The sequence below is a fragment of the Olivibacter sp. CPCC 100613 genome (assembly GCF_036959255.1).
Taxonomy (GTDB): Bacteria; Bacteroidota; Bacteroidia; order Sphingobacteriales; family Sphingobacteriaceae; genus Olivibacter.
Genome location: NZ_JAWMTI010000011.1, coordinates 172007 through 197973, shown reverse-complemented (window position 1 = coordinate 197973; position 25967 = coordinate 172007). Strand labels below are relative to the sequence as shown.

Annotated in this window: 24 protein-coding genes; 14 read left to right on the top strand and 10 right to left on the bottom strand. The window is 39.4% G+C overall.

Features of this window, described 5'->3' with window-relative positions:
• Positions 1–176 precede the first annotated feature (176 nt).
• Positions 177–560 carry an SRPBCC domain-containing protein gene (locus tag RYH73_RS24550; RefSeq protein WP_335316097.1) on the bottom strand — a complete coding sequence of 128 codons (384 nt, stop codon included), beginning with the start codon at positions 558–560 and terminating at the stop codon, positions 177–179.
• Between the two features lie 827 nt (positions 561–1387).
• Positions 1388–1804, bottom strand: a complete 417-nt coding sequence (locus RYH73_RS24545) for a GNAT family N-acetyltransferase (RefSeq protein ID WP_335316096.1) — start codon at positions 1802–1804, stop codon at positions 1388–1390.
• A gap of 200 nt (positions 1805–2004) precedes the next feature.
• Between RYH73_RS24545 and RYH73_RS24540 the strand changes: the two genes are divergently transcribed.
• Positions 2005–3213, top strand: a complete 1209-nt coding sequence (locus RYH73_RS24540; protein WP_335316095.1) for a porin — start codon at positions 2005–2007, stop codon at positions 3211–3213.
• Between the two features lie 59 nt (positions 3214–3272).
• Here RYH73_RS24540 and pruA read toward each other — a convergent pair whose 3' ends face one another.
• Positions 3273–4907, bottom strand: coding sequence for an L-glutamate gamma-semialdehyde dehydrogenase (pruA, locus tag RYH73_RS24535; RefSeq protein ID WP_335316094.1), 1635 nt, complete (start codon positions 4905–4907; stop codon positions 3273–3275).
• A gap of 119 nt (positions 4908–5026) precedes the next feature.
• Between pruA and lpxK the strand changes: the two genes are divergently transcribed.
• The 5 genes from lpxK to RYH73_RS24510 all read left to right on the top strand — a co-directional run bounded on the left by lpxK (position 5027) and on the right by RYH73_RS24510 (position 10017).
• Positions 5027–6085: a tetraacyldisaccharide 4'-kinase gene (gene lpxK, locus RYH73_RS24530; protein WP_335316092.1), complete on the top strand. Its 1059-nt coding sequence runs from the start codon at positions 5027–5029 to the stop codon at positions 6083–6085.
• Positions 6086–6103: 18 nt separating this feature from the next.
• On the top strand, positions 6104–6922 hold the full coding sequence (locus RYH73_RS24525) for a purine-nucleoside phosphorylase (RefSeq protein ID WP_335316091.1): 819 nt from the start codon (positions 6104–6106) through the stop codon (positions 6920–6922).
• Positions 6919–8988, top strand: coding sequence for a putative porin (locus RYH73_RS24520; RefSeq protein WP_335316090.1), 2070 nt, complete (start codon positions 6919–6921; stop codon positions 8986–8988). Before RYH73_RS24525 ends, RYH73_RS24520 begins: the two co-directional genes overlap by 4 nt.
• Before the next feature lie 103 nt (positions 8989–9091).
• On the top strand, positions 9092–9529 hold the full coding sequence (locus RYH73_RS24515; protein ID WP_335316089.1) for a peptidylprolyl isomerase: 438 nt from the start codon (positions 9092–9094) through the stop codon (positions 9527–9529).
• 32 nt (positions 9530–9561) lie between these two features.
• A complete protein-coding gene (locus RYH73_RS24510) occupies positions 9562–10017 on the top strand; it encodes a DUF5606 family protein (protein WP_335316088.1) in 456 nt (151 codons plus the stop codon).
• Positions 10018–10343: 326 nt separating this feature from the next.
• Here RYH73_RS24510 and rlmH read toward each other — a convergent pair whose 3' ends face one another.
• A complete protein-coding gene (gene rlmH / locus RYH73_RS24505) occupies positions 10344–10820 on the bottom strand; it encodes a 23S rRNA (pseudouridine(1915)-N(3))-methyltransferase RlmH (RefSeq protein ID WP_335316087.1) in 477 nt (158 codons plus the stop codon).
• 258 nt (positions 10821–11078) lie between these two features.
• Between rlmH and RYH73_RS24500 the strand changes: the two genes are divergently transcribed.
• The 6 genes from RYH73_RS24500 to RYH73_RS24475 all read left to right on the top strand — a co-directional run bounded on the left by RYH73_RS24500 (position 11079) and on the right by RYH73_RS24475 (position 18308).
• Positions 11079–11954 (top strand): DUF3078 domain-containing protein, encoded by an 876-nt coding sequence (locus RYH73_RS24500; protein WP_335316086.1) that lies wholly within the window; start codon positions 11079–11081, stop codon positions 11952–11954.
• Between the two features lie 102 nt (positions 11955–12056).
• Positions 12057–13874: a MutS-related protein gene (locus RYH73_RS24495; protein WP_335316085.1), complete on the top strand. Its 1818-nt coding sequence runs from the start codon at positions 12057–12059 to the stop codon at positions 13872–13874.
• A gap of 326 nt (positions 13875–14200) precedes the next feature.
• Complete coding sequence (locus RYH73_RS24490) at positions 14201–15172, top strand: ribonucleoside-diphosphate reductase small subunit (protein ID WP_335316084.1); 972 nt, start codon at positions 14201–14203, stop codon at positions 15170–15172.
• Between the two features lie 72 nt (positions 15173–15244).
• Positions 15245–17623, top strand: a complete 2379-nt coding sequence (locus tag RYH73_RS24485; RefSeq protein WP_335316083.1) for a ribonucleoside-diphosphate reductase subunit alpha — start codon at positions 15245–15247, stop codon at positions 17621–17623.
• A gap of 45 nt (positions 17624–17668) precedes the next feature.
• Positions 17669–17917, top strand: coding sequence for a cysteine-rich CWC family protein (locus RYH73_RS24480; protein WP_335316082.1), 249 nt, complete (start codon positions 17669–17671; stop codon positions 17915–17917).
• A gap of 4 nt (positions 17918–17921) precedes the next feature.
• On the top strand, positions 17922–18308 hold the full coding sequence (locus RYH73_RS24475; RefSeq protein WP_335316081.1) for an acyl-CoA thioesterase: 387 nt from the start codon (positions 17922–17924) through the stop codon (positions 18306–18308).
• A 49-nt stretch (positions 18309–18357) separates the two neighbouring features.
• Here RYH73_RS24475 and RYH73_RS24470 read toward each other — a convergent pair whose 3' ends face one another.
• Both RYH73_RS24470 and RYH73_RS24465 read right to left on the bottom strand, forming a co-directional pair.
• The gene (locus RYH73_RS24470) at positions 18358–18720 is read right to left on the bottom strand and encodes a DUF779 domain-containing protein (RefSeq protein WP_335316080.1); all 363 of its coding nucleotides are present in this window, start codon (positions 18718–18720) and stop codon (positions 18358–18360) included.
• Between the two features lie 50 nt (positions 18721–18770).
• Positions 18771–20273, bottom strand: a complete 1503-nt coding sequence (locus tag RYH73_RS24465; RefSeq protein ID WP_335316079.1) for an aldehyde dehydrogenase family protein — start codon at positions 20271–20273, stop codon at positions 18771–18773.
• Positions 20274–20458: 185 nt separating this feature from the next.
• On the opposite strand from RYH73_RS24465, the gene RYH73_RS24460 reads away from it, so the two are divergent.
• Positions 20459–21376 carry an AraC family transcriptional regulator gene (locus tag RYH73_RS24460; RefSeq protein ID WP_335316078.1) on the top strand — a complete coding sequence of 306 codons (918 nt, stop codon included), beginning with the start codon at positions 20459–20461 and terminating at the stop codon, positions 21374–21376.
• Between the two features lie 124 nt (positions 21377–21500).
• Positions 21501–22244: a 3-oxoacyl-[acyl-carrier-protein] reductase gene (gene fabG / locus RYH73_RS24455; protein ID WP_335316077.1), complete on the top strand. Its 744-nt coding sequence runs from the start codon at positions 21501–21503 to the stop codon at positions 22242–22244.
• A gap of 77 nt (positions 22245–22321) precedes the next feature.
• Here fabG and RYH73_RS24450 read toward each other — a convergent pair whose 3' ends face one another.
• The 4 genes from RYH73_RS24450 to RYH73_RS24435 all read right to left on the bottom strand — a co-directional run bounded on the left by RYH73_RS24450 (position 22322) and on the right by RYH73_RS24435 (position 25888).
• On the bottom strand, positions 22322–22627 hold the full coding sequence (locus RYH73_RS24450; protein ID WP_335316076.1) for an FtsB family cell division protein: 306 nt from the start codon (positions 22625–22627) through the stop codon (positions 22322–22324).
• 104 nt (positions 22628–22731) lie between these two features.
• On the bottom strand, positions 22732–24024 hold the full coding sequence (gene eno / locus RYH73_RS24445; protein ID WP_335316075.1) for a phosphopyruvate hydratase: 1293 nt from the start codon (positions 24022–24024) through the stop codon (positions 22732–22734).
• A gap of 116 nt (positions 24025–24140) precedes the next feature.
• Complete coding sequence (gene carA / locus RYH73_RS24440) at positions 24141–25241, bottom strand: glutamine-hydrolyzing carbamoyl-phosphate synthase small subunit (protein ID WP_335316074.1); 1101 nt, start codon at positions 25239–25241, stop codon at positions 24141–24143.
• 215 nt (positions 25242–25456) lie between these two features.
• Positions 25457–25888: a Dabb family protein gene (locus RYH73_RS24435; RefSeq protein WP_335316073.1), complete on the bottom strand. Its 432-nt coding sequence runs from the start codon at positions 25886–25888 to the stop codon at positions 25457–25459.
• Positions 25889–25967 lie beyond the last annotated feature (79 nt).

Genomic DNA, 25967 nt, shown 5'->3' with positions numbered 1-25967 from the left:
GTACTGCAGTAACATGTGGGAGAGTAGGTCGGTGCCGATCTTTACAGGAAGGCCGGAACGTGAAAACGTCCCGGCCTTTTCCGTTTATATGAATTTCCCTCTTCTAGCTCTATTCCTTTCTAATGAAGTTTAAATATAGATCGAAAAAGTAGTGTGTGTTGTAATCCCGTCAGGGTTTATTCTCCCTCAAAGAAATCAATAAGAGAAGCCATATAGACTTGTTCCCATCCTGCAACTATATCTTCATAATCTATATCTGGTATGTTCGTATGAAGGAGTTCAAGAGATGTTCCCTTTTTATGAGGATGAAGTTTGATGGTAACAATAGAAGGTTCTACCTGATCACCAAAATACCATTGTTGGACAATTTTTTTATTCTCCTCAAAAGTTAAATTTTTTCCGGTAATACTACCATCCCATAAGGAAAATTCGGTATTCGGTATGTTGGACATGCTTACTTCATCACCTGTCCAGAGTCTAATGGCCTGTTCAAGCGTCAATGCTAAATAAACTTCGTCCGGACTAGATGGTATAATAAAATACTTTTTAAATTCTTTCATATCGAGTAATCCGTCAATAATAGGCAGTACTAGAACTTTGCAAACTAATTTGGTTGAATTGTATTTTCAATAAAATAAAGTAATTCTCTATTTGCTTCATTGTAAGCTTCAAAGAGCGCTTTTTTGGCAGTGAGTGATCCCCCAATATTAGGCCTTGAAACAATGTTCGCGATATTGCGGGTAAGTGTCTTAACACTTTCAGTCCTATTGTCCTCAATAACAACATGAAACCCGGCTACTGAGTTCCATTTGTTTTTAGGCAAGGCACCCCAACTGAAATCTCCTTCGCTGTTGCCAATTGCAGCAGAAGCGTCTGTTCCAGAGGCTGAATGATAGGCTGATATAGCGATGCGGACGGTAATTTTGTTTTTCTCAGCAGGTGAATGAAATTGATTCGTGTCTAAAATATTGATGATTGCGCTCGGGTATGATGTGGTGATACCAGTGGCTATGTGGTCTNTGATATAGCGATGCGGACGGTAATTTTGTTTTTCTCAGCAGGTGAATGAAATTGATTCGTGTCTAAAATATTGATGATTGCGCTCGGGTATGATGTGGTGATACCAGTGGCTATGTGGTCTATTAATTCCTGGGAAGAACATTCAACGCGCGTTGTATCAGTAATCTTTCTTAAGTCAGAAAATACAATATTTAAATTGATTCCCTGTAGCTTGTTGTTGGCAGCACTGATTTCAGTGGCCGGTGGACACCAGACCAATATCTTTTGTCCAAATGCACAAATCGTTAAAAAAGAAAATGAAAGTGCCAATAAAAATTTCTTAGTCATCTTATATAGGGTTGATTATAATATGCTTTAAAGTGATGATTTAATTCTCGTCTAATGTTTTCTCCATTCTTAGGTATTCTATAGGACCCTTTTTAAAACATTCGCCTACCGCTCCAAAATGATGCTTTTTATAAAATGGAACAGCCGAAGTTCTCGCATGGCACCAAATTTTTTTTACTCCCTGCTGATAAGCATATTGCAGGATATAAGTCAACAGGTTTGATCCATAACCTTTATTTTGATACCGACTATCAGTGGCAAACTTCCTGAATTGTGCTTCTTCACCTCTTATAAACAGCGAAACAACGGCGATTAGTTCATTATTGTCGTATAAGCCAAAATGGATACCTAAATGATCTTCTTCCAATATGACCGATGCAATCGAACTTTCAGGATAAAGAACTTCGTGCCGTAATTGTCTGGTTACTAGAGGCGCAATCTGTTCGATTTGTATCATGTCTACACTGAAATTTTACGCGAGCAAAAATACAGCTTTTTAGCGCTTATTCGGTATTTTCTTTCACTAAATACTTATTTGGGTAGCAATTTGTATAGCGTATAAGGGTATACTCATTCTTTTTTTGTAAAACAATTAACCTATTATTAACATAATGTTAACATTGAGGGCATATTTTCGTAACTATTATTTAATGTAAGATGAAATTAATCAAGCTTTCACGTATTTTTTGTTTTATGGTATTCTCTTTCTGTGCGGATGAGGCATTCGGTCAACGAGAAAGGGACGAGTTTCCTACCTTAAAAAATTTTAAGGGCTTACAATTTAAGTCTAACGACTCCACTATTTATATGAATTTCCGCTTTAGGATGCAAAATCGATTAGGCGCATCGACGATCGATGGCGATAATCTTGGGATCCGAGAATTTGACGCGCGAGTTAGGCGTCTCCGTATGCGAGTGGATGGTTATTTATATTCACCAAAATTCGCGTATACCATTCAACTAGCTTTCACGCGAGGAGATCAGGATTTTGATGATACCGGTGTAGCAAATATTGTTCGTGATGCAGTTGTTTTCTACAATTTTACACCGAATTTTTATGTGGCTTTTGGATTAAACAAATTACCCGGAAATCGGCAACGGGTCAATTCTTCAGGTCAATTACAGTTTGCTGATCGATCTATTGTCAATGCGGCTATGAATATCGATCGTGATTTTGGTATAAAGGCGTACTATAAGAATAAGATAGGTGGAACGGCTGTTTATCATTTGAAAGGAGCCATTACAACGGGGGAGGGGCGCGTTGCTAATAATACAGATAAGGGGCTTGCTTATACGGGACGGGCAGAGTTGCTGCCTTTAGGAGCGTTTACCGATGATGGAGACTATTCTGAAGGAGATTTAATGCGTGAAAAAACACCAAAGCTTTCCGTTGGCGGTGGGTACAGTAAAAATGTGGGTACTACCCGAAGTGGAGGTCAAATTGGCTATTATCTCTATGAGCCTGTTACGTTACAGACTTATTTTGCAGATGCCATTTTCAAGTACAATGGTTGGGCCTATCAGTTTGAATATATAAAGCGCTCGGTGGACAAGGCAATTACCTATAATGAGGCTGGTGAATCTGTTTATGCTTTTAATGGGCAAGGGATCAATCAACAATTATCTTATTTGTTCAAAAGCAATTATGAACTGGCTGGACGGTACTCTTGGTTGGAGCCGGGAAAGAGTATTGGAGCGTATCAGCAAGAAACTGAAATTGTTGAATTAGGCGCAACAAAGTACTTACATCAGCATCGAATTAAGTTTCAATTAAATGTGAACTATCAGACTAAACAAGGGGTTTTTGCGCTCGATGGCAAGGGGAATCGTTGGGGAGGTGTCTTTCAGGTAGAACTGGGCATTTAATGGGCTGAGGGAAAATCCAAAAAAGGGGCACTTGCTAAAGTGCCCCTTTTTTTGCTTGTTTATTCTTGTTCCAAAAATGGATAGCGGTAATTCGCTGGAGGATTAAATAGTTCTTTTATTGTACGTGGAGAGACCCAACGTAATAAATTGATCATTGAACCAGCTTTATCGTTCGTGCCCGAACCTCTGGCTCCACCAAAAGGCTGTTGACCAACCACAGCCCCAGTACATTTATCATTTATGTAGAAGTTACCTGCGGCATTTCTTAATGCGTTTGATGCCTGTGCTATCGCATAACGATCTTGTGCAATAACCGAACCTGTGAGCGCATAGATGGAGGTTTGATCGATCAATTCTAACGTATTATCCCATTTTTCATCTTCATAGACGTAAACAGTAAGTACAGGACCAAATAATTCCTCTTTCATGGTTACATAATTCGGAGTTTTTGCAAGAATTACGGTAGGTTGAATGAAATAACCTATGCTTTTATCATAGGTTCCACCAATGATGATCTCCGCATCTTCATCAGATTTTGCCCGATCAATGTAGCCCGCAAGTTTGTCAAAAGATTTTTCGTCAATGACCGCATTGATGAAATTCGAAAAGTCTTCAGTAGGACCTACCTTAAAGGAATTAATATCTTTTGTCATTAACTCCTTAAGTTTGGGCCAAAGTGATTGCGGAATGTATACACGCGATGCAGCAGAACATTTTTGTCCTTGATATTCAAATGCGCCACGCACAATTGCTGTATTGGCTGCTAAAATATCGGCAGACGGGTGTACTAAAATGAAGTCTTTACCTCCGGTTTCACCAACGATGCGCGGATAACTTTTGTATTTATGGATATTTGTTCCGATGGTTTTCCATATTTCTTGAAAAACGGCTGTTGATCCGGTAAAATGTATGCCTGCAAAGTCAGGATGGTTAAAAATTACCTCACCTACATCTGGTCCGTGTGCATAAATTAGATTAATAACGCCCGCGGGGACACCTGCTTCCTGGAAGATTTCCATCAGTACATGGGCCGCATAAATTTGCGTGTCGGCCGGTTTCCAAACAACTACATTCCCCATCATTGCTACACAACTAGGTAGGTTGCCCGCGATTGCTGTGAAGTTAAAAGGAGTCAGCGCGAATACAAACCCTTCTAATGGACGTTGTTCTAAGCGATTCCAAACACCATCGGAAGAAATAGGAGGTTGTTGCGCATAGATTTCACTCATGTATTTAACATTGAATCGGAGAAAATCTACAATTTCGCATGCTGAATCGATTTCTGCTTGATAAGCATTTTTTGATTGCCCCAGCATGGTAGCAGCGTTTAATTTATAGCGGTACTTACCTGCAATTAAATCCGCCGCTTTTAAGAAGATCGCGGCGCGGTGCTCCCAAGGTAAATCTTCCCATTTTTTTTTGGCTGCCAAAGCGGCATTAATAGCATCTGTAACATGTTTTTTGTCACCTTTATGATAATATCCCAATACATGTTTGTGGTCATGCGGAGGTCTTAGTTCTCCTTTGTTTTCGGTTCTTATTTCTTGACCACCTATAAACATTGGAATGTCTGCTACCTGCGATCTCGCAGAACGCAATGCCTCCTGTAATAAGGTACGTTCCTTACTTCCGGGAGCATAGGAATAGACCGGCTCGTTTATAGGTGTAGGGACATTAAAAAATCCTTTTAACATAATATAATTTTATTTTGTGTGATACCGACAAAGGTACCAAAAGCCCGATAGCTCTGCAATTGAAATCGGTATTTAACTGTTTGTTTATTACCTTTGTTACTTGGTATTGAAAAAAACAGATGAAAAGACTGCGCCTTTTATTACTTCCCTTCTCCTGGCTCTATGGCGCTATTTTATTTTTTCGACACTTTTTATACGATCGAGGTTTATTGAACAGTTATAGTTTTGACAAACCAGTCATTGTTGTTGGCAATTTAGTGCTTGGAGGAGCTGGTAAAAGTCCCATGACAGAATATCTTTTGCGTCTGCTTTTTACCCGTGTGAAAATAGCAACGTTGAGTCGTGGATATGGAAGGAAGAGTGTTGGTTACCTGGAGGTTAAGAATAATAGTCTGGCCGAAATGGTGGGGGATGAGCCCCTGCAGTTCAAAAGTAAATTTCCGGAGATTACAGTTGCTGATTGCGAAGATAGAGTGAAAGGGTTAAAATACCTGATGCCGAATCATGATGTTTTTATTTTGGATGATGCTTTTCAACATAGGCGATTGAAACCTGGATTGAGTATTCTACTGTTTGATTTTGAAAGCCTGCGAGAAAATAAGCTGGTACTTCCTGCCGGCAATTATAGGGATTTGTTCATGCGACGAAATTTTGCTGACATCATAGTTGTTACCAAATCGCCAAAGAATTTGTCGGAACGGGACAAGCAGCGGAGTTTGCAGTTACTGAAACTAGAAAGCCAGCGTTCAACTTTTTTTGCTTATATAGAATATGGTGATTTTATGAACTTAAGAACGGATGAACAACAGTCTTTTCCGATGAGCACGCAATTGATGGTAGTAACCGGTATAGCGAATCCTAAACCGTTTTATAAGCATTTAGAGACAAAAGGCAACATCTGGAGAACGATGGAGTTTCCTGACCATCATCGATTTACAGTAAACGATTTGCTTAAAATAAAGAAATACTGGCAATTGCAGCATGACTGTTTGATTGTTACAACGGAAAAAGATGCAATGCGTTTGAAAGATCCGAAACTACTTTCACACTTGGAAGATTTACCATTCTACTATATGCCAATTGAAATGAAATTCCATACGGACAAGAACGGGCCAAATTTCGACAACTTAATTATAAAAAAAGTGCTTAGCAAGCAAAACGTAGATAATACATTTTAAAAAGGTAAAAGCAACTATATGTATAGATCATTAGGAGAAACCGTTACTTATATCGAACAGAGAATAGAGGGCTTCCAGCCAGAAATAGGTATTATTTTGGGAACCGGGTTAGGCGGTCTCGTGAACGATATGAAGATTGAGCATCAGCTTATGTATGCCCATATACCAAACTTTCCGGTTTCAACCCTTGAATTTCATTCGGGAAAGTTGATTTTTGGTTCCCTGAGTGGTAAAAAAGTGGTGGCAATGCAAGGAAGACTTCATTATTATGAAGGCTATAATATGCAGGAGATTACTTTTCCTGTGCGTGTTTTGAAATTGCTCGGTATAGAAAAGTTATTTGTATCAAACGCCTCCGGTTCATTAAATCCGGCGATAAAGAAAGGAGATCTTGTTTTTATTGATGACCATATTAGCTTACTACCTGAAAGTCCTTTACGTGGCTCAAATAATGATGATCTTGGTCCTCGTTTTCCGGATATGAGCCAGCCTTACAACCGCGATCTGATACAGAAAGCACTAAATGTTGCCGCCCGGCATAACATCCGAGTACATACAGGCGTTTATGTTTCTACGGCGGGTCCGAATTTGGAAACACGTGCAGAATATAAATATATGCGGTTAATTGGGGGGGATATAGTGGGAATGAGTACGGTTCCTGAAGTTATTGTAGCGAACCATATGAGTTTGCCCGTTTTTGCTGTATCGGTAGTTACGGACGAAGGTTTCCATGAAAATTTGGAAGTTGTATCTATTGAAGATATCATTGAGGTTGCTAAGACAGCGGAACCAAAGATGACGTTAATTTTAAAAGAATTACTAGCTTTGCCAAGATGATCAAGCATTTGCGTGCCTATTTTCTTCTCTTTATTTTATGTTGTTTTGCCAGCCATATCTTAGCTCAAGAGCAAGAAGAATGGGGATCCGATTTAGATTCCCTTCGCAGGGCAGAGGAAGCGCAACAAGATTCTATTATCTATAATGCGTCTTACATCCGATATACTACTTTAGACCGTTTAAAACAAGGAACTTTTACCGTTCCATTAGACACCACTTTAAAAGGGTTTCAATATTATAATCCCCAAACAAAACCTAAAAACCCGACGATGAATCTGGGGAATTATGGTTTGGCTACAAGGGATTTATTATTTTCGCCAACCACAGACATTGGCTTCAGAACCGGGTTCACGGCTATGGATCGTTATCTGTTGACACTCGATTCCATTCGCTTTTATAGAGCGCGGTCGCCTTTTTCCGAGTTATATTTTGTTACAGGGGATCAGGTATTTAGTGCAAAAATAGGCCAGAATATTAAACCAAATTGGAGTATCGGCGCAAATTTTAATGCCTCCTTAGCAAGAGGGTTTTATCAAAATCAGCGCTATAATGATATACAACCGGCTATTTACACATGGTATGAATCACCTAACCTGCGTTATAACTTGCAGTCAGCATTGATCTTTAATACACTAGTAGCGACAGAAAATGGCTCGATTCTCAATGATAGCATATTTCGTGTACAACCGGAAAATTCAAATCCGGAGTCTTTTGAGGTACGTTTAAGTCAACAAAGGGAACAACGGCCTAGAAATACCTGGACCGATCACAGCTTCTTTTTACGACAAAGCATGTTTATAGGTCGACTTGATACACTCAATAAAGGAACGCAAGAACAACAAGTGCTACCTACGATGGCAGTTGCGCACAGTTTGAGGCTCAATCGGAAAAAATATAAGTTTTTCAAAAACGAAGCTGATCCAAACGGTGCATTACCTTTTAGTGAATCTGTATTGACCAACGACTCGACAATGCTGACAACGATTACCAACGATTTTGTTTACAGTTTTTCACTGCGAGGAAAGTCTGTTTCGTTCATTAAGAATGAGGTGAAACTCGATTTAGGTCTGCAACATGATCTTATGTTTTATAAACAAGGGAGGGATTCGTTGAGTATTCAAGACACAGCTGTTTCTAATCGATATAACGACATGTCTTTTCAAAATGTTACCTTAAAAGCTGGATTAGGGTATCGTTTTAGCGATCGTGTCAATATTACAACTGATTTCAGGCAGATAGTTGCCGGGCGGAATTTTGGCGATTTTCATTATGGAGCAGAAGCGAATCTCTTGTACAATAATACAGTCGGCCGACTTGTACTTGCGGGCTACTTTCAGAATCAATCACCGGAGTATTTAGCAGAATCGGTGAATTATACCTATCATAAATGGGATAATAGTGATCAGTTAAACAAGATTAAAACAACCAATTTATCGGCGATGTATGAAAATCCCCGATTTCATTTTTTCGCAAAGGCTGAATACTTTTTAATGAATAACTATACCTATTATAAGGAGGTTGATAACCCGGATCATCGTTCCGAATTACTAAGGGTTATCGAAGTAACGCAACATGAATCGCCTATCAATTTATTAAAGTTAACCCTAGGTAAGGATTTTACCTTCTTCGATAAATGGCATTTTGATAGTTATATTGTATACCAAAAGTCGGATTACAATGACGTGTTGATGACCCCTGAATTTTATACTTGGCACAGCTTTTATTATAACACGATCTTAGTGAAAGTAATCAATCTTAATATCGGTTTTGACGTTCGTTTTAATACGCCTTATGTAGCACCAGCTTATGCGATCAATATAGGGCAGTTCTATCGTCCATATTATGGCGGTGTAGATGTAAACAACGAAACCATCACGCCAATTGAATTTTCGAGCTATCCGATTGTGGATCCTTGGGTGACCGCCACTTTGAAAAGAACGAATTTCTTTTTAAGATACGATAATGCAACGCAAGGATTGTTTGCAAGAGGATATTATACCGTGCGTCGTTATCCAATGGCCCCTGCCGGTTTGCGCTTTGGTGTTAGTTGGAAATTTTACGATTAAAGTGATCTAAATCCTGCATCTGTTGAAGTAATCGCAATAAATAAATAAAATAAAAGAAGAGAAAGGATCAAATGATTACCTTTGCCATTTAATAATATTGAATATGAGTAAAGCAATTATAAAAACTGAGAAAGGTGATATGACCGTGCATTTCTATGATAAAGATGCACCGGGCCACGTAGCAAACTTTATTAAACTAGCGAAATCCGGCTTTTATGATGGTACGGTATTTCATCGGGTAATTCCTGATTTTGTAATTCAAGGAGGAGACCCAACGGGCACAGGAGCTGGGGGACCGGGGTATACGATTGATTGCGAGCTGGATGGAGAGAATCAATACCACGATAGAGGGGTTTTATCTATGGCACATCGTGGCAGAAATACTGGCGGGTCACAATTTTTTATCTGTCATAGCAGAAATAATACAGCCCACTTAGACCGGAATCACACCTGTTTTGGTAAAGTAGTTGAAAATGTCGATGTGATTGATGATATCCGTCAAGGAGATAAGATTTTAAGCGTCGAAATCATCGAAGAATAAGCGATATTATAAATGTTTTAAAAGGGATATAGATGAATTTAAGAGGAATAGTTTCTGTTACTGGGCGCCCCGGTTTATTTAAACTAATTGGACAAAACAAGACGGGCTTTATTTTAGAAAGCCTGGATGAAAAACGGGTGAAAATCGTTGTGAATATTTCAACAGCTAAGATGGCTTCGTTGGAAGACATCACCATTTTCGGGACAGAGGATGATATTAAACTTATCGACATTTTTGAAAAAATGAAACAACTATCTTCTTTGCCAGATACCAAGAAGGATAGCGGCGATAAATTACGTGTATTTTTTCAGGACGTTGCACCGGATCATGATGAAGAACGTGTATACTCTTCAGATATAAAGAAAATAATTAGCTGGTTTGGCATCTTAAAGGAATTCCCTCTGTTTGATGAGGAAGCTCCTGCTCCACTCTCTACCGGTGCAGCAGATAATGCTAAAGAACCGGAAGGAGAAGAGCTGGCGAAATAACACCGGCATTTAAGAACGAAGGGGGCAGAGATAATTTATATCTTTGCCCCTTTTGTTAAAATTGCGTAGAAACAGGTGTTTATTAAAGAATGAAAATAATCAATGCCGCTAAAGCGATTCCGATTACAATCATAATCCACATATTTTGACTTTCCTTACTGGTATCAGTTCCTCTGTAATGATACTTTCTTGTGCTTGGCAACTTCATGAGATCCTCCTTTTTACAAAATGCGAATGCCTTATGAGGGGCTATGCTACTAATAAGTATTCAGTTCTTTTATTTGTTTGATGACAACTCATCAAAAATTCCATAAAAAAGTAAAAAATTACTCGTGATGATAAGGTTCGCCCCGAAGGATGCTGAAGGCTCTGTATAACTGTTCAGCAAAAAATAAACGAATCATTTGGTGGGAAAAGGTCATATTGGATAATGAAAGCTTACTTTTTTGAGCACGCTTATAGAGACTATCGTCAAAACCATAGGGCCCTCCTATGATAAACACCAAATGTTGGGTGCCACTTAGCATATGTCTTTCTAAATATTTTGCAAAGTCAACCGATCGCGGGGCAGTTCCCTTTTCGTCCAATAAGACGATCGTATCCATCGTGTTCAATTGTTTTAATAACTGTTCAGCCTCTTTTGCTTTTTGCTGCTCCGCTGATAAATGCTTCGTGTTCTTAATGTCGGGAATAATATGCAGGGTAAAGTTGACATAATGCTTAAGCCTTTGTAGGTATTTGTCAATCCCCGTGTTTAGATACGACTCATCCGTTTTTCCGATACAAAGTAAAGTGATTTTCATCTATGATAAAGCGTTTTGAGCGCATTTCTGAGCTTCTATATGTTCGTTCTGTGTATTACTAAATCGTAAAGTTGAAATTAATACACAAAATAAAGGATATTAATACACAAATACCTTTTTTATAAATAATAAATATATTTATTTTTTAACTTTGCGGAAAATTAATTAATGTATAGGGTTTTGGAGCGATTTGCTCCAAGAGTTTTTACAATTGTTAAACCATAGGTACTAATCCAAAAGTACCCAAAATCATTTCCGATGAAAAAAATTATTCTGCTAACATCTCTTTTTGTATCGCTGGTCTATTGCCTTCGCGCGCAAGAAACAAATCCTGATTCTATTTGGAAAATTCATGGTGAGAATACCTTTCTGATCAATCAAAGCACTTTCTCAAATTGGGCTGCGGGGGGAATAAATTCCTTGTCAGCAAACTTGGTGCTAAACTATGATTTTAATTATAAGAAAGATAAATGGAGCTGGGATAACAAAGTTTTGGCTGCATATGGCTTAACAAAGCAAAAAGACCTAGGCTGGCGGAAAAATGACGACCGCGTTTTGCTAAACAGCTTATTGGGATATCAGGCTGCACCTAAATGGTTGTATACGTTCTTTATGGACTTTAGGACACAGTTTTCCAGTGGTTATGAATATAATGCAGATGGGACCCGTGGCGATTTGATTTCATCAGGTCTTTCTCCTGCATACTTAAGCTTTGGTCCAGGTATTGCCTATAAAGAATCGGATAATTTCCGTTTCAATTTGTCGCCGGCATCTCCGCGATTTGTTTTCGTTAAGGACGGGGCATTAGCTGAACGATATGGTATTGATCCAGGGAAAAAAAGTCGTTTTGAGTTCGGTGCATCCTTTGATGCATATTATCGCAAAAACATTATGGAAAATATTGGCATCGAAAATATTTTACGCCTGTATTCCAACTATCTGGAAGATCCAAAAAATGTGGACATAGATTATACACTTAACATATTTATGAAAGTTAATCGTTTTGTTTCGGTGAATGCCGGTGTTCAAATGATTTACGATGATAATACGCTTATTCCGAATGAGGAAGGAAGAAACGTTCCGGCGCTTCAACTTAAACAAATATTCGGTGCGGGCTTTACCTACAAGTTCTAGTTAAAAGCAAAGACTATCTTAATCCCGAACGGCGAAGGGTCGTTCGGGATTTTTTGTTTCTACTTGTCGGTAAATTCAATTTTAAGCCTTATCTTAGAAATTATGAGTACGCCTATTATCGCTTTTTACCAAGAAAAACGTCAGTTAATACAAACTAAAATAAAAAACCTGAATCGTAGTATTAACCGGTTATCCTTTGCCAGACTCGCTTTGATTCTCGTCGGAGGAGGACTCATATTTAAAGTAGTGCAATCTGAGATCGTTTGGTTAACCCTGCTCTCATCCTTTTTGGTACTCCTTATGTTCATCTGGTTTGTTGCAAAGCAAAGCAAACTGACGAAAGCCAAAGAAGGGCTGGAAGAAGATCTGATGGTAGTTGAGAATGAACTCAACTGTCATACCAACTTAAAAAATATATACAGCGATGGTTCCGTGTTCATTAATGATAAGCATGCATATAGCAGTGATCTGGACATATTTGGCGCTAATTCGATTTTTTATAAAATTAATCGATCGGCAACGACAGGTGGTAAGCATACCTTAGCCACCTGGTTGTCAGCATCGGCAACTCGCGAAGAAATCATCCATCGCCAATTAGCCGTGAAGGAACTGGAAAGTGATCCTGCTTGGTGTTTAGATTTCTTGGCCCGCTTGGTGTTTTCCTTGAAAGAACAGCGCAACTTTAAAGAACTTTTGGTCGACTACTTGAATAAGCCCTATCCAAATTTTGGAAATCAGCTGTTGCGGTTTTATACGAAGTGTGCGCCCTATATACTATTTATAGGCATTGCTTTGTCCTTTTTTTATGGAAGCCCCTATACGAATCTCACGCTGCTTTTATTTGTGTTTAATATTTTGTTAACAATGGCTTATGCCGGTAAGGTGTCGCAAGTTGCAGCAGGTATCGGCAGGATGGGTGATCTTTTAGGGCGTTTTGGAAGCGTTTTCGAAAGCATTGAGCGTAAAGCATGGCAATCACCCATGTTAAAAAATAGCCTACTGGCAAAAAGCGGTGATCATGATGAAGGAGGACTGTCAACAAGCATCCGTGAACTTGGGTCCTTAATAAACAAGCTAGATTACCGACTGAATGTGATGGTGGCTATCTTTTTAAATGGGATCTTTCTTTGGGATTTCAAACAAGTCTTTGCTATTTTAGATTGGCGAAAGAATTACCATTATCAAATGGCCGAAGTATTTGATGAATTAGGTTGTTTGGAGGCACTGGTCAGTTTCGCCTTTATAAGAATCAACAATCCGTCTTGGAGTTACCCCTATATCGAGCCGGCGCAAATACAGTCATTAAAAGCAGCGGGTCTTAACCATCCGCTAATTCCGTCGGCCGGTTCAGTGCCTAATGGCTATGATTTGGATGGTCATCGCCTTGCATTAATCACAGGATCGAATATGGCAGGGAAAAGCACCTTTTTAAGAACTATAGGAGCAAACATCGTATTAGCCCTAAGCGGTGCCCCGGTTTGCGCCTCGCATCTTCAACTTTCAGTCATGCATGTTGTTACCTATATGCGAATCCGAGATTCACTGAACGAAAGTACCTCCACCTTCAAGGCAGAATTAGACCGATTAGACATGATTTTGAAGGTAGTTGCCAAACAAACAAATACATTTTTTTTGATTGATGAGATGTTGAGAGGAACCAATTCAGTCGATAAATATTTAGGATCTAAAGCCGTTATCGAAAAGTTAATAAAAGATAGCGGTGTTGGTATGGTAGCGACCCACGATTTACAATTAGCGAAATTGGAAGATGCTCACGCAGGATACCTGCGAAACTATCACTTTGATATACAGGTGATCGATGGAGAAATGGTTTTTGATTATAAACTGAAAGATGGAGCCTGCAAGATTTTCAATGCATCCATGCTTCTTAAAAGGATCGGTATTGATATCTCTCTATAAATAGTGTGAATAACTCACAGGTTGTGTAAAACTTCGGTTAACGCTCGAAGCTTTCAAAGATTATCTTTGTTAGAAGATCAAGGATATGTTCTTTGAAATACTTGTTCGGCATGTTAATGAATTTCCAAATAACATGTGTTTGTAGCCATTTTTCTCAGCTGTTTCCCTTGTTTACTATGTTTTCAAAACGGATACAAGCTTTCTAAATTCTGCTGAATAAGTAATCATCGAGTTCTATTACAATTAATTGACGGTTTCTTGTACAATGAGATTAGCCGTAGGGACGAGTATCTTTTTATCAATACCCATACATAAAACAGAAGACTATGAGCCAAGAAAATGAAGTATTATTAAGAGAAAATAAAGATCGATTTGTCATCCTTCCGATTAATTATCCTGCGATATGGGATATGTACAAAAAGCATGAAGCAAGTTTTTGGACGGCAGAAGAAATCGATTTATCGGGTGATTTGAAGGATTGGGCTAATCTGAACGATGGTGAGCGTCATTTTATATCGCATGTACTCGCGTTTTTTGCAGCTAGTGACGGTATCGTAAATGAGAATTTAGCAATTAATTTCATGAGCGAAGTGCAACTGCCTGAGGCAAGAAGTTTTTATGGCTTTCAAATAGCCATGGAAAATATCCATTCTGAAACCTACGCGCTTTTAATTGATACCTATGTGAAAGATCCAGTAGAAAAAGATAGGCTTTTTCATGCTATAGAAACGGTTGAATGTGTAAAAAAGAAAGCTGAATGGGCCTTGCGTTGGATTGAAAATGGCTCTTTCGCCGAACGCTTGGTTGCATTTGCTGCTGTAGAAGGTATCTTTTTTTCCGGTAGTTTTTGTGCCATTTTTTGGCTAAAAAAACGTGGACTAATGCCGGGCTTGACATTTAGTAATGAGCTGATTTCGAGAGATGAAGGTTTGCACTGTGAATTTGCATGTTTGTTATATAGTATGTTGGAAGCTAAACTTCCAAAAGAACGCGTTCAGGAAATTATTATTGATGCCGTAGAAATTGAAAAAGAATTTATAACAGAGGCATTACCTGTGAAGTTGATTGGAATGAATGCGGATTTGATGAAGCAATATATTGAATTTGTAGCTGATAGGTGGTTGGTTGAATTAGGTAATAATAAATATTATAATGCGACCAATCCCTTTGATTTTATGGAATTGATCTCTCTACAGGGTAAAACAAATTTCTTTGAAAAAAGAGTAGGAGATTATCAAAAGAGCGGTGTTACCGGGGAAAAAGGAAAAGCAAGCTTTTCTTTGGATGAAGATTTTTAACAGAGGAGTGAACAGGTAAATGGTGGGGTTAGTCTAACTGAAATCAATGTACCATTTCTAATACGAAAAAATATGTATGTAATTAAACGAGATGGACGTTCCGAGTCCGTAAAATTTGATAAAATAACAGCAAGAATTGAAAAACTGTGCTATGGTTTAAATCCTGATTTGGTAGATCCCGTTGATGTTGCTCGAAAAGTGATAGAAGGCTTGTATGACGGCGTTACCACTTCAGAATTGGACAATTTAGCCGCTGAAACGGCCGCTTCATTAACCACAAAGCACCCGGACTATGCTTTATTGGCTTCGAGAATTGCTGTTTCCAACTTACATAAAAATACCGTTAAATCTTTTTCGGACACGATGGCATTGTTGTATAACTACATCGACCCGAAAACCGGAAAACCCGCACCTTTGATCGCAGATGACGTTTATGAAGTAATACAGGCGCATGGTATGGAGCTGGACAGTCATATTATTTATGATCGTGATTTTAGTTTCGATTATTTTGGATTCAAAACGTTGGAGAAGTCGTATTTATTGAAATTGAACGGAAAAATTGCGGAGCGGCCACAGCATTTGTTTATGCGTGTAGCAATAGGTATCCACAAAGATGATATAGAAAGTGCGATTAAAACTTATGACCTGCTTAGTGAGCGTTGGTTTACGCATGCAACACCTACCTTGTTCAATGCAGGCACACCAAAGCCGCAAATGTCATCTTGTTTTCTGTTGACAATGAAAGATGATAGTATCGAGGGGATCTACGATACATTGAAGCAAACTGCTAAAATTTCTCAAAGTGCGGGGGGGATCGGACTGAGTATTCATAATGTGCGTGCCACCGGTGCCTATATTAGTGGTACCAATGGCACAAGCAACGGAATCATCCCGATGTTACGTGTTTTCAATGATACCGCTCGATATGTTGATCAGGGAGGAGGTAAGCGTAAGGGCGCTTTTGCTATCTACCTTGAGCCTTGGCATGCCGATGTTTATGACTTTATCGACTTACGTAAGAACCATGGTAAGGAAGAACTGAGGGCCCGTGATTTATTTTTAGCCTTATGGGTGCCGGATTTATTTATGAAGCGCGTAGAAGCAAATGGTGAATGGAGCTTGTTTTCTCCTGATGAAGCACCTGGTTTAGCGGAAAGCCATGGAGCTGCTTTTGAAAAACTATATGAAGAATATGAACGTGCAGGAAGAGCTAGAAAAACAGTGAAGGCGCAAGATCTCTGGTTTGCTATTTTAGATGCACAGATTGAAACAGGTACACCCTACCTTTTATACAAAGATGCTGCGAACGGAAAATCCAATCAGCAAAACCTGGGGACTATCAAGAGCTCAAATCTATGTACTGAAATTATTGAATATACCTCCGCAGATGAAGTCGCTGTTTGTAACCTGGCTTCACTTGCTTTACCAAGGTATGTGGATAACGGTCAATTCGACCATCAAAAGTTATTTGATATTACCTATCAGGTAACCATTAACCTCAACCGTATCATTGATAATAATTATTATCCTGTTGATGAGGCCCGTAACTCCAACCTCCGCCATCGTCCGGTAGGTTTAGGCGTGCAGGGATTGGCCGATACCTTTATACTCATGCGCATGCCTTTTGAAAGCGACGCGGCAAAGCAGCTTAATAAAGATATTTTTGAGACTATTTATTTTGCAGCTATGACCGCTTCAAAAGATTTAGCAGTGAAAGAAGGTGCTTATGAAAGTTTCAAAGGTTCCCCGCTTTCACAAGGCAAGTTTCAGTTCGATTTATGGAACGTTAAACCGGATAGCAATCGTTGGGATTGGGAAGGTTTGCGGAAGGAAATTAAGAAACACGGTGTACGAAATTCCTTGTTAGTTGCACCAATGCCAACAGCCTCCACTTCTCAGATATTAGGTAATAACGAGTGTTTTGAACCTTATACGTCAAATATATACACACGACGCGTATTAAGTGGTGAATTTGTGATCGTTAATAAACATCTTTTACGTGATCTGGTTGAGCTTGGTTTGTGGAATAACGACATGAAGAACCGCATTATTGCAGCCAACGGATCTATTCAGGATATCAACGAGATTCCTGCAGATATAAAAGAATTATACAAAACCGTGTGGGAGATAAAAATGAGAAATATCATTGACATGGCTGCTGATAGAGGGGCCTTTATTTGTCAGTCTCAATCACTTAATTTATTTGTCAACACGCCAACAACGGCAAAATTAACTTCTATGCATTTCTATGCATGGAAAAAGGGATTAAAAACAGGTATGTATTACCTACGTACCCAAGCGGCTACCCAAGCGGTTAAATTTACTGTTGAAAACCAGGGAGGTAAGAACATGGAGCCTGTTATACCCGCAAAAATTGAATCTGTACCCGATGATATTCCTACAGGGGCAGTTTGTTCAATGGAAGAAGGTTGTGTAAGCTGTGGCTCTTAGGATTAGCGTAGTAGGTGTTCTCCAAAAAATAAAAAGCTTCCAAGATTGATTCTTGGGAGCTTTTTAAGTAAATTTGAAACCTTGAAATCAGCTTTCGTCAAACACGAGATTATCGCCTGCGAACGTTGCGGCACGTCGATCGAATGCCGTGCAAACGCCTATACCAAATGCCAATGTAGCGCAGTGCCCCTTTCCGTCAGCGAAGTGCAATATATAAGTGAATTATACGATAGCTGTCTCTGTGCAGCATGCTTGCAAGACTTAAAACAAGCCTATATCGAAGCGAATACATAATAAGATGACCCTAGAAGAAAAAATAGAACAATCGGAGACACGTATTTTTAAAGCTGTTTTTCCCAATACAACTAATCATTACGATACACTCTACGGAGGAACTGCTATGGCCTTAATGGATGAGGTTGCCTTTATTACTGGGACGAGATTCTGTAGAAAGCGATTGGTGACAGTTTCCTCCGACAGAATTGATTTTACCAAGCCGATACCGGCAGGTACCATTGTAGAGCTAGTTGGAAGGGTAGAAAAAGTAGGGCGTACGAGCTTAAAGATCGGTGTAGAAATCTTTGTTGAGCAAATGTATGAAGAGCATCGCGAAATTGCGATAAAGGGAACTTTTACCTTTGTAGCGATTGATCAAGATAAAAACCCGATTCCCGTTTTAGATTAAGTTTATTTTAAGGGGCAATTTCCGAATCCAAAAAAGAGTATTAGCAACGTCAGCTTACCGGTACTAATTGGGAAAGTTCTTCATCCGTAAATAATCGAGATCGAATAATGAATCCCATATCCAGTGTGCTCTCAAGTGAAAAGGATGCCCCTCGGCCTTCTATAACATCCAAGGTCAGTTGCGTATGTTTCCAGTATTCAAATTGATCTTTGGCCATATAAAATTTGCAATCGGCTATTTCGCCTAAGCATACATCATTTTCACCAATGCGGAATTCTTCCTGCTCAAAACAGTGTGGATAAGAACCTTCACAACAGCCACCGCTTTGGTGAAAAATTAGCCTACCATATTCCCGCTGTAAGGTTTTAACCACTTCCTTGGCTTTATTGGTAATTAGAACGCGCGTTACCATATATTTGATTTTTAAGGGCGGGAATTCCCCGCCCCAGGTGAATTGGGAACTTAAAAAAAGCCTAATTTTTGTTTGCTATATGAAATCAACATATTCTTTGTCTGCCGGTAGTGATCAAGCATCATCTTATGATTTTCACGACCGAAGCCTGATTTCTTGTACCCTCCGAAAGGAGCATGCGCAGGATAACTGTGATATTGGTTCACCCAAACTCTTCCTGCTTGAATGGCTCTTGGAACTTGGTATAATTCATGTGCGTCGCGTGTCCAAACACCGGCCCCCAAACCATAAAGTGTATCATTCGCTATTTCAACGGCTTCTTCAACTGTTTTGAATGTTGTTACACAAACAACGGGCCCGAATATCTCTTCTTGGAAAATCCGCATTTTGTTATGTCCCTTGAAAATAGTGGGTTCAATATAATAACCTTCCCCTAATTCGTCGTCCAGCTTATTTACATTACCTCCTAATATTACTTCTGCACCTTCACTTTTACCGATTTCTAAATAGGATTTAATCTTTTCAAATTGCTCTTTGGACGCTTGAGCACCCATCATGCTATCTGAATCCAGTGGGTGGCCTGTTTTTATCGCCTTAGTACGTTCAATAATTTTAGGCATTAAAGCATCATAAATATCTTCTTGTATTAAAATGCGTGATGGGCAAGTGCAGACCTCTCCTTGGTTAAGGGCAAAAAGGACGGCGCCTTCCACTGCTTTATCCAAATAGTCATCGTCAAAATCGGTTACAGATTTAAAGAATATATTCGGCGATTTTCCACCCAATTCCATCGTGGAGGGAATAATATTTTCTGCTGCGTACTGCATAATCAACCGACCAGATGTGGTACTGCCGGTAAAAGCAACTTTCGATATCCTAGGAGACGACGCGAGCGGTTTACCTACTTCGACCCCATAACCATTTACGACATTGAGCACACCTGGAGGAATTAGATCACCGATCAGCTCCATTAAAATCATAATGGAAGCGGGTGTTTGCTCCGCAGGTTTAACGACAGTGCAGCACCCGGCAGCTAATGCCGGTGCTATTTTCCATGTAGCCATCAAGAGTGGGAAATTCCATGGGATAATTTGCCCAACAACGCCGATTGGTTCATGTAAGTTAATACTAACTGTATTCTCGTCATGTTCCGAAATGGTCCCCTCGTCTGCCCGAATGGCAGCGGCAAAGTACCTGAAATGATCAATTACCAAAGGGAGGTCTGCATTGAGTGTTTCACGAACGGCCTTCCCATTGTCGATCGTCTCTACAGCTGCCAAATAAGCGAGATTATCTTCTATTTTCTGTGCAACTTTTAATAGGATATTACTCCGTTCTGAAGCGGCTGTTTTACTCCATGTCTTAAAGGCATTATGAGCTGCGTCTAAAGCCAGTTCCACATCCTCTTTCGTGGATCTGGCCGCTTTGGTAAATACTTTTCCGTCTATGGGAGAAATGTTATCAAAGTACTTTCCCTGGACAGGAGGGACAAACTTACCATTGATAAAGTTATCATAACGTTCTTTGAACGTTGGTTTTTCAATACGCGCCATATCTTTTTATTTTAACTGCTTTTGAAATTAGTTAGCTAATCAAATTTAAACGGTCTGATCTCATTTCTTTTGCACGATCGTCTCTTACTATTGCACGATCCTGTCATCACAAGTGCGAATGCCTACCTGCAATTTGCGAAGTCATAGGAAATCCGTAAGTTTGATATGCACCTAATTATATTGCTATGGAAACTATGAAGGCATTACATCCAATACGCCTAAGTTCCGAGAGAGAGCTGAAAACGAGTGTTGAGAATAGGCGAGCCTATACCATGAATAACTGTGAGCTCAATGTATTTGAAACCTATAAAATAAGTCAAAGTGTTTCGTTGCAGTTTAATGATTTGGTTATCACGAACATGCTTCGGGGTAAAAAAGTAATGCACCTTTTTAATCAACCCGGATTTGATTATTTACCCGGAGAAACGGTGATCGTACCACCAAAAGTTCAAATGCTTATTGATTTTCCGGTTGCGAGTATGGAAGAACCTACCCAATGTACCGCTTTAGCTATTGACAGGCAACAAATTATACGAACTATTGATTATTTGAACGAACATCATCCCTTAGAAGCAAAACGACAATGGAGCTTGGATTTCGATAACTATCACTTTATTAATAATGTTGCGCTTTCGGCTTCCATTAATCGACTCATCGCGATTGGAACCAGCGATGAGGTCCACAAAGACGTATTAGTTGATTTAACGCTGAAGGAACTATTGATCCGTGTGATGCAAACTCAGCAATTGAATAATGTGTTAGATAACAAGCATCAGTTAACTAATAACAGGAGCGGTATTGGCTTCGTTGTTGAATATATACGTTCGCATCTCGGAGAACAGTTTCATATTGAGGATCTATGTATGAAGGTAGGTATGAGTAAATCAGTTTTCTTCCGTGCATTTAAGCGAGAATTGGGCTTAAGTCCGGTAGAATTCGTTTTGCGTGAGCGAATCCGGCTAGCGAAGAAATACCTAACCGGTCCGAATAGTTCTATTAAAGAAGCCTGTTTTGCTACTGGATTTAATAGCTTGAATTATTTTTGCCGCGTGTTCAAGAAATATGAAGGCATTACGCCGGGAGCTTATCAAATGATGAGTTAATGTCCAAAAGACAGTGCCGTTGAAAGGCGGGTGAGCCAACTGATTTAATTTAGTAATATAGCCAGTTTCAAAGTTCTTAAGAATATCTTATTTTTAGCGTCTAAAATTTTAAGAAATACAAGGAATGAAATTACTCGAAGGAAAAGTAGCATTGGTAACCGGTGCATCGAAAGGAATAGGTAGGAAAATAGCTGAAAAATTTGCAGAACAGGGAGCCAATGTGGCTTTTACCTATTTGTCGTCCGTTGAAAAAGGACAAGCTTTAGAGCAAGAGCTACAATCCTTTGGTACGAAAATTAAAGGGTATCGTTCAGATGCTTCTAAATTTACGGAAGCCGAGGAGCTTATAAATAATATTGTAAAAGAATTCGGTACGATAGATATTGTGGTGAATAATGCAGGGATAACCAAAGATGGCTTGCTGATGCGTATGACCGAGGAGAACTGGGATGAAGTCATTGATGTTAATTTAAAATCTGTTTTTAATGTAACAAAGGCCGCTTCAAAGGTTATGATGAAGGCGCGAAAAGGCTCTATCATTAATATGAGCTCGGTGGTTGGAGTGCAAGGAAATGCAGGTCAAGCGAATTACGCGGCATCCAAAGCCGGAATCATCGGTTTCTCCAAGTCAGTAGCCAAAGAATTGGGCTCTCGTAATATAAGAACCAATGTAATAGCTCCGGGATTTATCCGTACAGAAATGACGGATGTTTTGGATCCGAAAGTTGTGGAAGGCTGGGAAGCAAACATACCATTAAAACGTGCGGGAGAAACGGAGGATGTAGCTAATGCCTGTTTGTTTTTAGCTTCTGATTTATCGTCTTATATAAATGGCCAGGTACTTTCCGTTTGTGGAGGAATGTTATAAAAGTTGGCGCTATTGTGTGATCTGAGCTTATAAAGAATAGTCGAACTCAGGTTGTTAAAAAATGGAAAACGGTAAGCCTATTCAGTGGGCTTGCTGTTTTCAATAAGAAAGATATCTTCGTTATCTTTCTTCATTAGATACTTTTCCCTTGCAAATTTTTGAAGCCTTGTGAGATTAGAGGTCAATTCTTGCAGATCTTTTTTCACGATAGCCGTTTCTTTTATATAGAATTCTTTTTCATTTTTTAGATTTTTTAGCTGTGATTGGTATTTGTATTGAGAGGTGATGTCATTTCGGTCAAAGAAAAGCATCCAGACTACAAACGCAATCGTTGCAATTATATATTTGTTTCTAGCGATATTAATGAGCTGTTTCATGTCCATTCTCCTTACTTTTGCAAACCTAAGCATAAAATTTTACAATAAAAAAGACCTACAATCAATTTGATTGCAGGTCTTCTTACAAATTTTATCAATAGCTAAAGATGTTATTTAGCGAATTTAAAGCTCTTTCCCAAAAATTTAGCATTTTCGCCTAGCTCCTCTTCAATACGTAACAATTGATTGTATTTAGCCATCCGGTCAGAACGGGATGCAGAACCGGTTTTAATTTGTCCGCAATTCAATGCTACGGCTAAATCTGCAATAGTGTTATCTTCTGTTTCGCCTGAGCGGTGCGACATTACAGATGTATAGCTATTTGTTTGTGCTAAGCTAACGGCATCAATTGTTTCAGTTAACGAACCAATTTGGTTTACTTTTACCAAGATGGAGTTGGCCGTGTGGTTATCAATACCTTGTTGAAGGCGTTTTACGTTCGTAACGAATAAATCATCACCTACTAATTGCACTTTGGAACCGATTTTTTCTGTAAGCAGCTTCCACCCGTTCCAGTCGTCTTCTGCCATGCCATCCTCAATTGAAATAATGGGGTATTTTTCGGTTAACTGCGCCAAATAGTCTGCTTGTTCTGCACTGCTTCGTACCGCTCCTTTATCCCCTTCGAATTTCGTATAGTCATATTGACCATCTTTATAGAATTCCGATGAAGCGCAGTCTAATGCCAAACAGATTTGATCGCCGGGTTTGTAGCCTGCCTTATCGATAGCTTTTAACACCGTTTCGATGGCATCTTCCGTTCCGTCAAATGTGGGTGCAAAACCTCCTTCGTCACCTACAGCTGTTGATAAACCTCTGTCGTGTAAGATAGATTTTAAATGGTGAAACACCTCTGCTCCCCAGCGAAGTGCTTCCGAAAAAGAAGAGGCACCAACTGGCATAATCATAAATTCTTGAAAAGCAATAGGTGCATCCGAGTGTGAACCTCCGTTGATAATATTCATCATTGGTATGGGCAGGGTATTTGCATTTACCCCTCCAATATATCTATATAGCGGTTGGCGGCTTTCCTGAGCGGCTGCCTTTGCTACGGCTAAAGAAACGCCTAAAATAGCATTGGCACCCAAATTTCCCTTATTTTCCGAGCCATCAAGCTCGATCATGATTTTATCTATCGCATTTTGTTCAAAAACGTCAACCCCCTTTAGCGCATCTGCTATCTTGGTATTTACGTTTTCGACTGCTTTCAGTACCCCTTTTCCTAAGTATCTTGACTTATCGCCATCACGCAATTCCACCGCTTCGTGCATTCCTGTTGAGGCACCTGAAGGTACCGCTGCACGTCCAACGAAGCCGTTCTCCGTTGTTACATCTACTTCTACTGTTGGGTTTCCGCGCGAATCTAAAATTTGGCGCGCATGTACATCAATAATTAAACTCATTTTGAATAGTTTTTTAATATGGGTTTGAATTTAGCTTCGTGTAAAAAAGACACGAAGCGTATTCTACTTCAAATATATTCTTTTACAGCATAATAACAAAATTAAACGCTGTTATTTTATGCGGTTAGCATAGCTGCGAAATCGTCAAAAAGATACCGCGAATCGTGTGGTCCGGGAGAGGATTCGGGATGATACTGTACTGAAAATGCTTTTTTCCCTTTTACCCGAATACCTTCAATTGACTTATCATTCAAGTTAATATGTGTGATTTCGACGGTGTCAGAGCTTCTCACATCATCCGCTACAACACCAAAACCATGATTTTGACTGGTAATCTCACATCGATCAGCGATGATATTTTTTACGGGATGATTGATGCCTCGATGGCCATTGAACATTTTCTCTGTCCTAATATCATTGGCCAAGGCTAAAAGTTGGTGCCCCAGACAGATACCAAACATGGGCTTGTCGGCCTTTAAAATTTCCTTAACGGTTTCCAGGGCATAAGGCATCGCTGCCGGATCACCTGGGCCGTTGGAGATGAAATAACCATCAGGTGCCCAGCTTTCCATTTCGCTAAAAGAGGTCTTCGCCGGGAATACTTTTACATACACATCCCGATCATAAAAATTTCGCAATATGTTTTTCTTTACTCCCAAGTCGAGAACGGCAACTCGGTAACGTGCATTTTCATCACCAAAGTAATAAGCTTGTTTTGTTGATACTTGCGTAGATAGTTCCAAACCTTCCATGGAAGGAACTTCTTTTAGTTTTGCTTTTAATATATCAATGTCTACTATTTCGGAGGAAATAATAGCATTCATGGCGCCTTTATTTCTGATGTGTCTGACCAACGCACGGGTATCAACATCTGAAATTCCAACCAAATTTCCATCTTGAAAATAGCCTTGTATGGATTCCTTCGCTAATTTACGGCTGAAGGGCACGCTGTAATTTTTACAAACAAGTCCGGCAATCTGTATTTGATTTGACTCGATCTCTTCCTCAGAAGTTCCATAATTACCAATATGCGCATTGGTGGTAACCATGATTTGGCCAAAATAAGATGGGTCTGTAAAGATTTCCTGGTAACCTGTCATACCTGTGTTGAAACAGATTTCTCCGGTAGTGGTGCCAATCTTCCCGGCAGCTTTACCATGGTAAACTGTGCCATCTTCTAAAAGTAAAATTGCAGGCAGTTTAGTGTAATTACTCATTTTTTATATACTGATTTATGTTTTTTGTTTCCGTCCGTTCTCCCATATAAAAAGAACGGCCTTTTAAGGCCGATAATTTTTTAATATGAATAAAAAATAATGTGTGTGCCGAAATAAATCCGGTGAAAGTCGATGGGGATATGAAGTCGCTTACTTCAATTTTCACGAGGGACAAAGGTATGCAAAATTTATCATATCCGCTAAAAAAATAAAAGCTATTTCAAGACCGAGTCATGAACTACAACCTTCTCCCAAAATTGACTGTATTGTTCAATGGCCTTCAGATGGATCGGATGCGTGCCATACACTTCGAGATCTTCGAGGGTATCAAAATAGACCAATAAATTATAGGTGAAACTATTGTCCACTACATCGCGCGGCGTGCTGTTTGCCGCCCTGCCGTAATGCAGGGATTTGATATTTGGCACTTTTCTCAGCTCTTCAAAGAAACCGGTGAAGTCGCTTACTTCTTTCTCGGACAATCCCTTTTTTAGCCAGAATAGAACGTAATGTGTAATGGTTTCCTGTTTGCCTGTACTCATATTTTTACTGCTATGGTTATTCATGTTGGCTTGTGTTAAAATGGGGGCAGCAGCTATAGCCGCTAACAAACCCGATGATTTTTCGATAAAACGACGTCTTTTCATCTGCTTTATTTTAGCCGGACAAATTAGTAAATTTTCACAAAAAAAGCTATTAACTCCGATTATTGCCCAAACCTATTTT

What these genes read in the sequence shown, in the direction of transcription:
- RYH73_RS24550 (WP_335316097.1), bottom strand. Translation starts at nt 560, where the DNA reads ATGAAAGAATTTAAAAAGTATTTTATTATACCATCTAGTCCGGACGAA.
- RYH73_RS24545 (WP_335316096.1), bottom strand. Translation starts at nt 1,804, where the DNA reads ATGATACAAATCGAACAGATTGCGCCTCTAGTAACCAGACAATTACGG.
- RYH73_RS24540 (WP_335316095.1), top strand. Translation starts at nt 2,005, where the DNA reads ATGAAATTAATCAAGCTTTCACGTATTTTTTGTTTTATGGTATTCTCT.
- pruA (WP_335316094.1), bottom strand. Translation starts at nt 4,907, where the DNA reads ATGTTAAAAGGATTTTTTAATGTCCCTACACCTATAAACGAGCCGGTC.
- lpxK (WP_335316092.1), top strand. Translation starts at nt 5,027, where the DNA reads ATGAAAAGACTGCGCCTTTTATTACTTCCCTTCTCCTGGCTCTATGGC.
- RYH73_RS24525 (WP_335316091.1), top strand. Translation starts at nt 6,104, where the DNA reads ATGTATAGATCATTAGGAGAAACCGTTACTTATATCGAACAGAGAATA.
- RYH73_RS24520 (WP_335316090.1), top strand. Translation starts at nt 6,919, where the DNA reads ATGATCAAGCATTTGCGTGCCTATTTTCTTCTCTTTATTTTATGTTGT.
- RYH73_RS24515 (WP_335316089.1), top strand. Translation starts at nt 9,092, where the DNA reads ATGAGTAAAGCAATTATAAAAACTGAGAAAGGTGATATGACCGTGCAT.
- RYH73_RS24510 (WP_335316088.1), top strand. Translation starts at nt 9,562, where the DNA reads ATGAATTTAAGAGGAATAGTTTCTGTTACTGGGCGCCCCGGTTTATTT.
- rlmH (WP_335316087.1), bottom strand. Translation starts at nt 10,820, where the DNA reads ATGAAAATCACTTTACTTTGTATCGGAAAAACGGATGAGTCGTATCTA.
- RYH73_RS24500 (WP_335316086.1), top strand. Translation starts at nt 11,079, where the DNA reads ATGAAAAAAATTATTCTGCTAACATCTCTTTTTGTATCGCTGGTCTAT.
- RYH73_RS24495 (WP_335316085.1), top strand. Translation starts at nt 12,057, where the DNA reads ATGAGTACGCCTATTATCGCTTTTTACCAAGAAAAACGTCAGTTAATA.
- RYH73_RS24490 (WP_335316084.1), top strand. Translation starts at nt 14,201, where the DNA reads ATGAGCCAAGAAAATGAAGTATTATTAAGAGAAAATAAAGATCGATTT.
- RYH73_RS24485 (WP_335316083.1), top strand. Translation starts at nt 15,245, where the DNA reads ATGTATGTAATTAAACGAGATGGACGTTCCGAGTCCGTAAAATTTGAT.
- RYH73_RS24475 (WP_335316081.1), top strand. Translation starts at nt 17,922, where the DNA reads ATGACCCTAGAAGAAAAAATAGAACAATCGGAGACACGTATTTTTAAA.
- RYH73_RS24470 (WP_335316080.1), bottom strand. Translation starts at nt 18,720, where the DNA reads ATGGTAACGCGCGTTCTAATTACCAATAAAGCCAAGGAAGTGGTTAAA.
- RYH73_RS24465 (WP_335316079.1), bottom strand. Translation starts at nt 20,273, where the DNA reads ATGGCGCGTATTGAAAAACCAACGTTCAAAGAACGTTATGATAACTTT.
- RYH73_RS24460 (WP_335316078.1), top strand. Translation starts at nt 20,459, where the DNA reads ATGGAAACTATGAAGGCATTACATCCAATACGCCTAAGTTCCGAGAGA.
- fabG (WP_335316077.1), top strand. Translation starts at nt 21,501, where the DNA reads ATGAAATTACTCGAAGGAAAAGTAGCATTGGTAACCGGTGCATCGAAA.
- RYH73_RS24450 (WP_335316076.1), bottom strand. Translation starts at nt 22,627, where the DNA reads ATGGACATGAAACAGCTCATTAATATCGCTAGAAACAAATATATAATT.
- eno (WP_335316075.1), bottom strand. Translation starts at nt 24,024, where the DNA reads ATGAGTTTAATTATTGATGTACATGCGCGCCAAATTTTAGATTCGCGC.
- carA (WP_335316074.1), bottom strand. Translation starts at nt 25,241, where the DNA reads ATGAGTAATTACACTAAACTGCCTGCAATTTTACTTTTAGAAGATGGC.
- RYH73_RS24435 (WP_335316073.1), bottom strand. Translation starts at nt 25,888, where the DNA reads ATGAAAAGACGTCGTTTTATCGAAAAATCATCGGGTTTGTTAGCGGCT.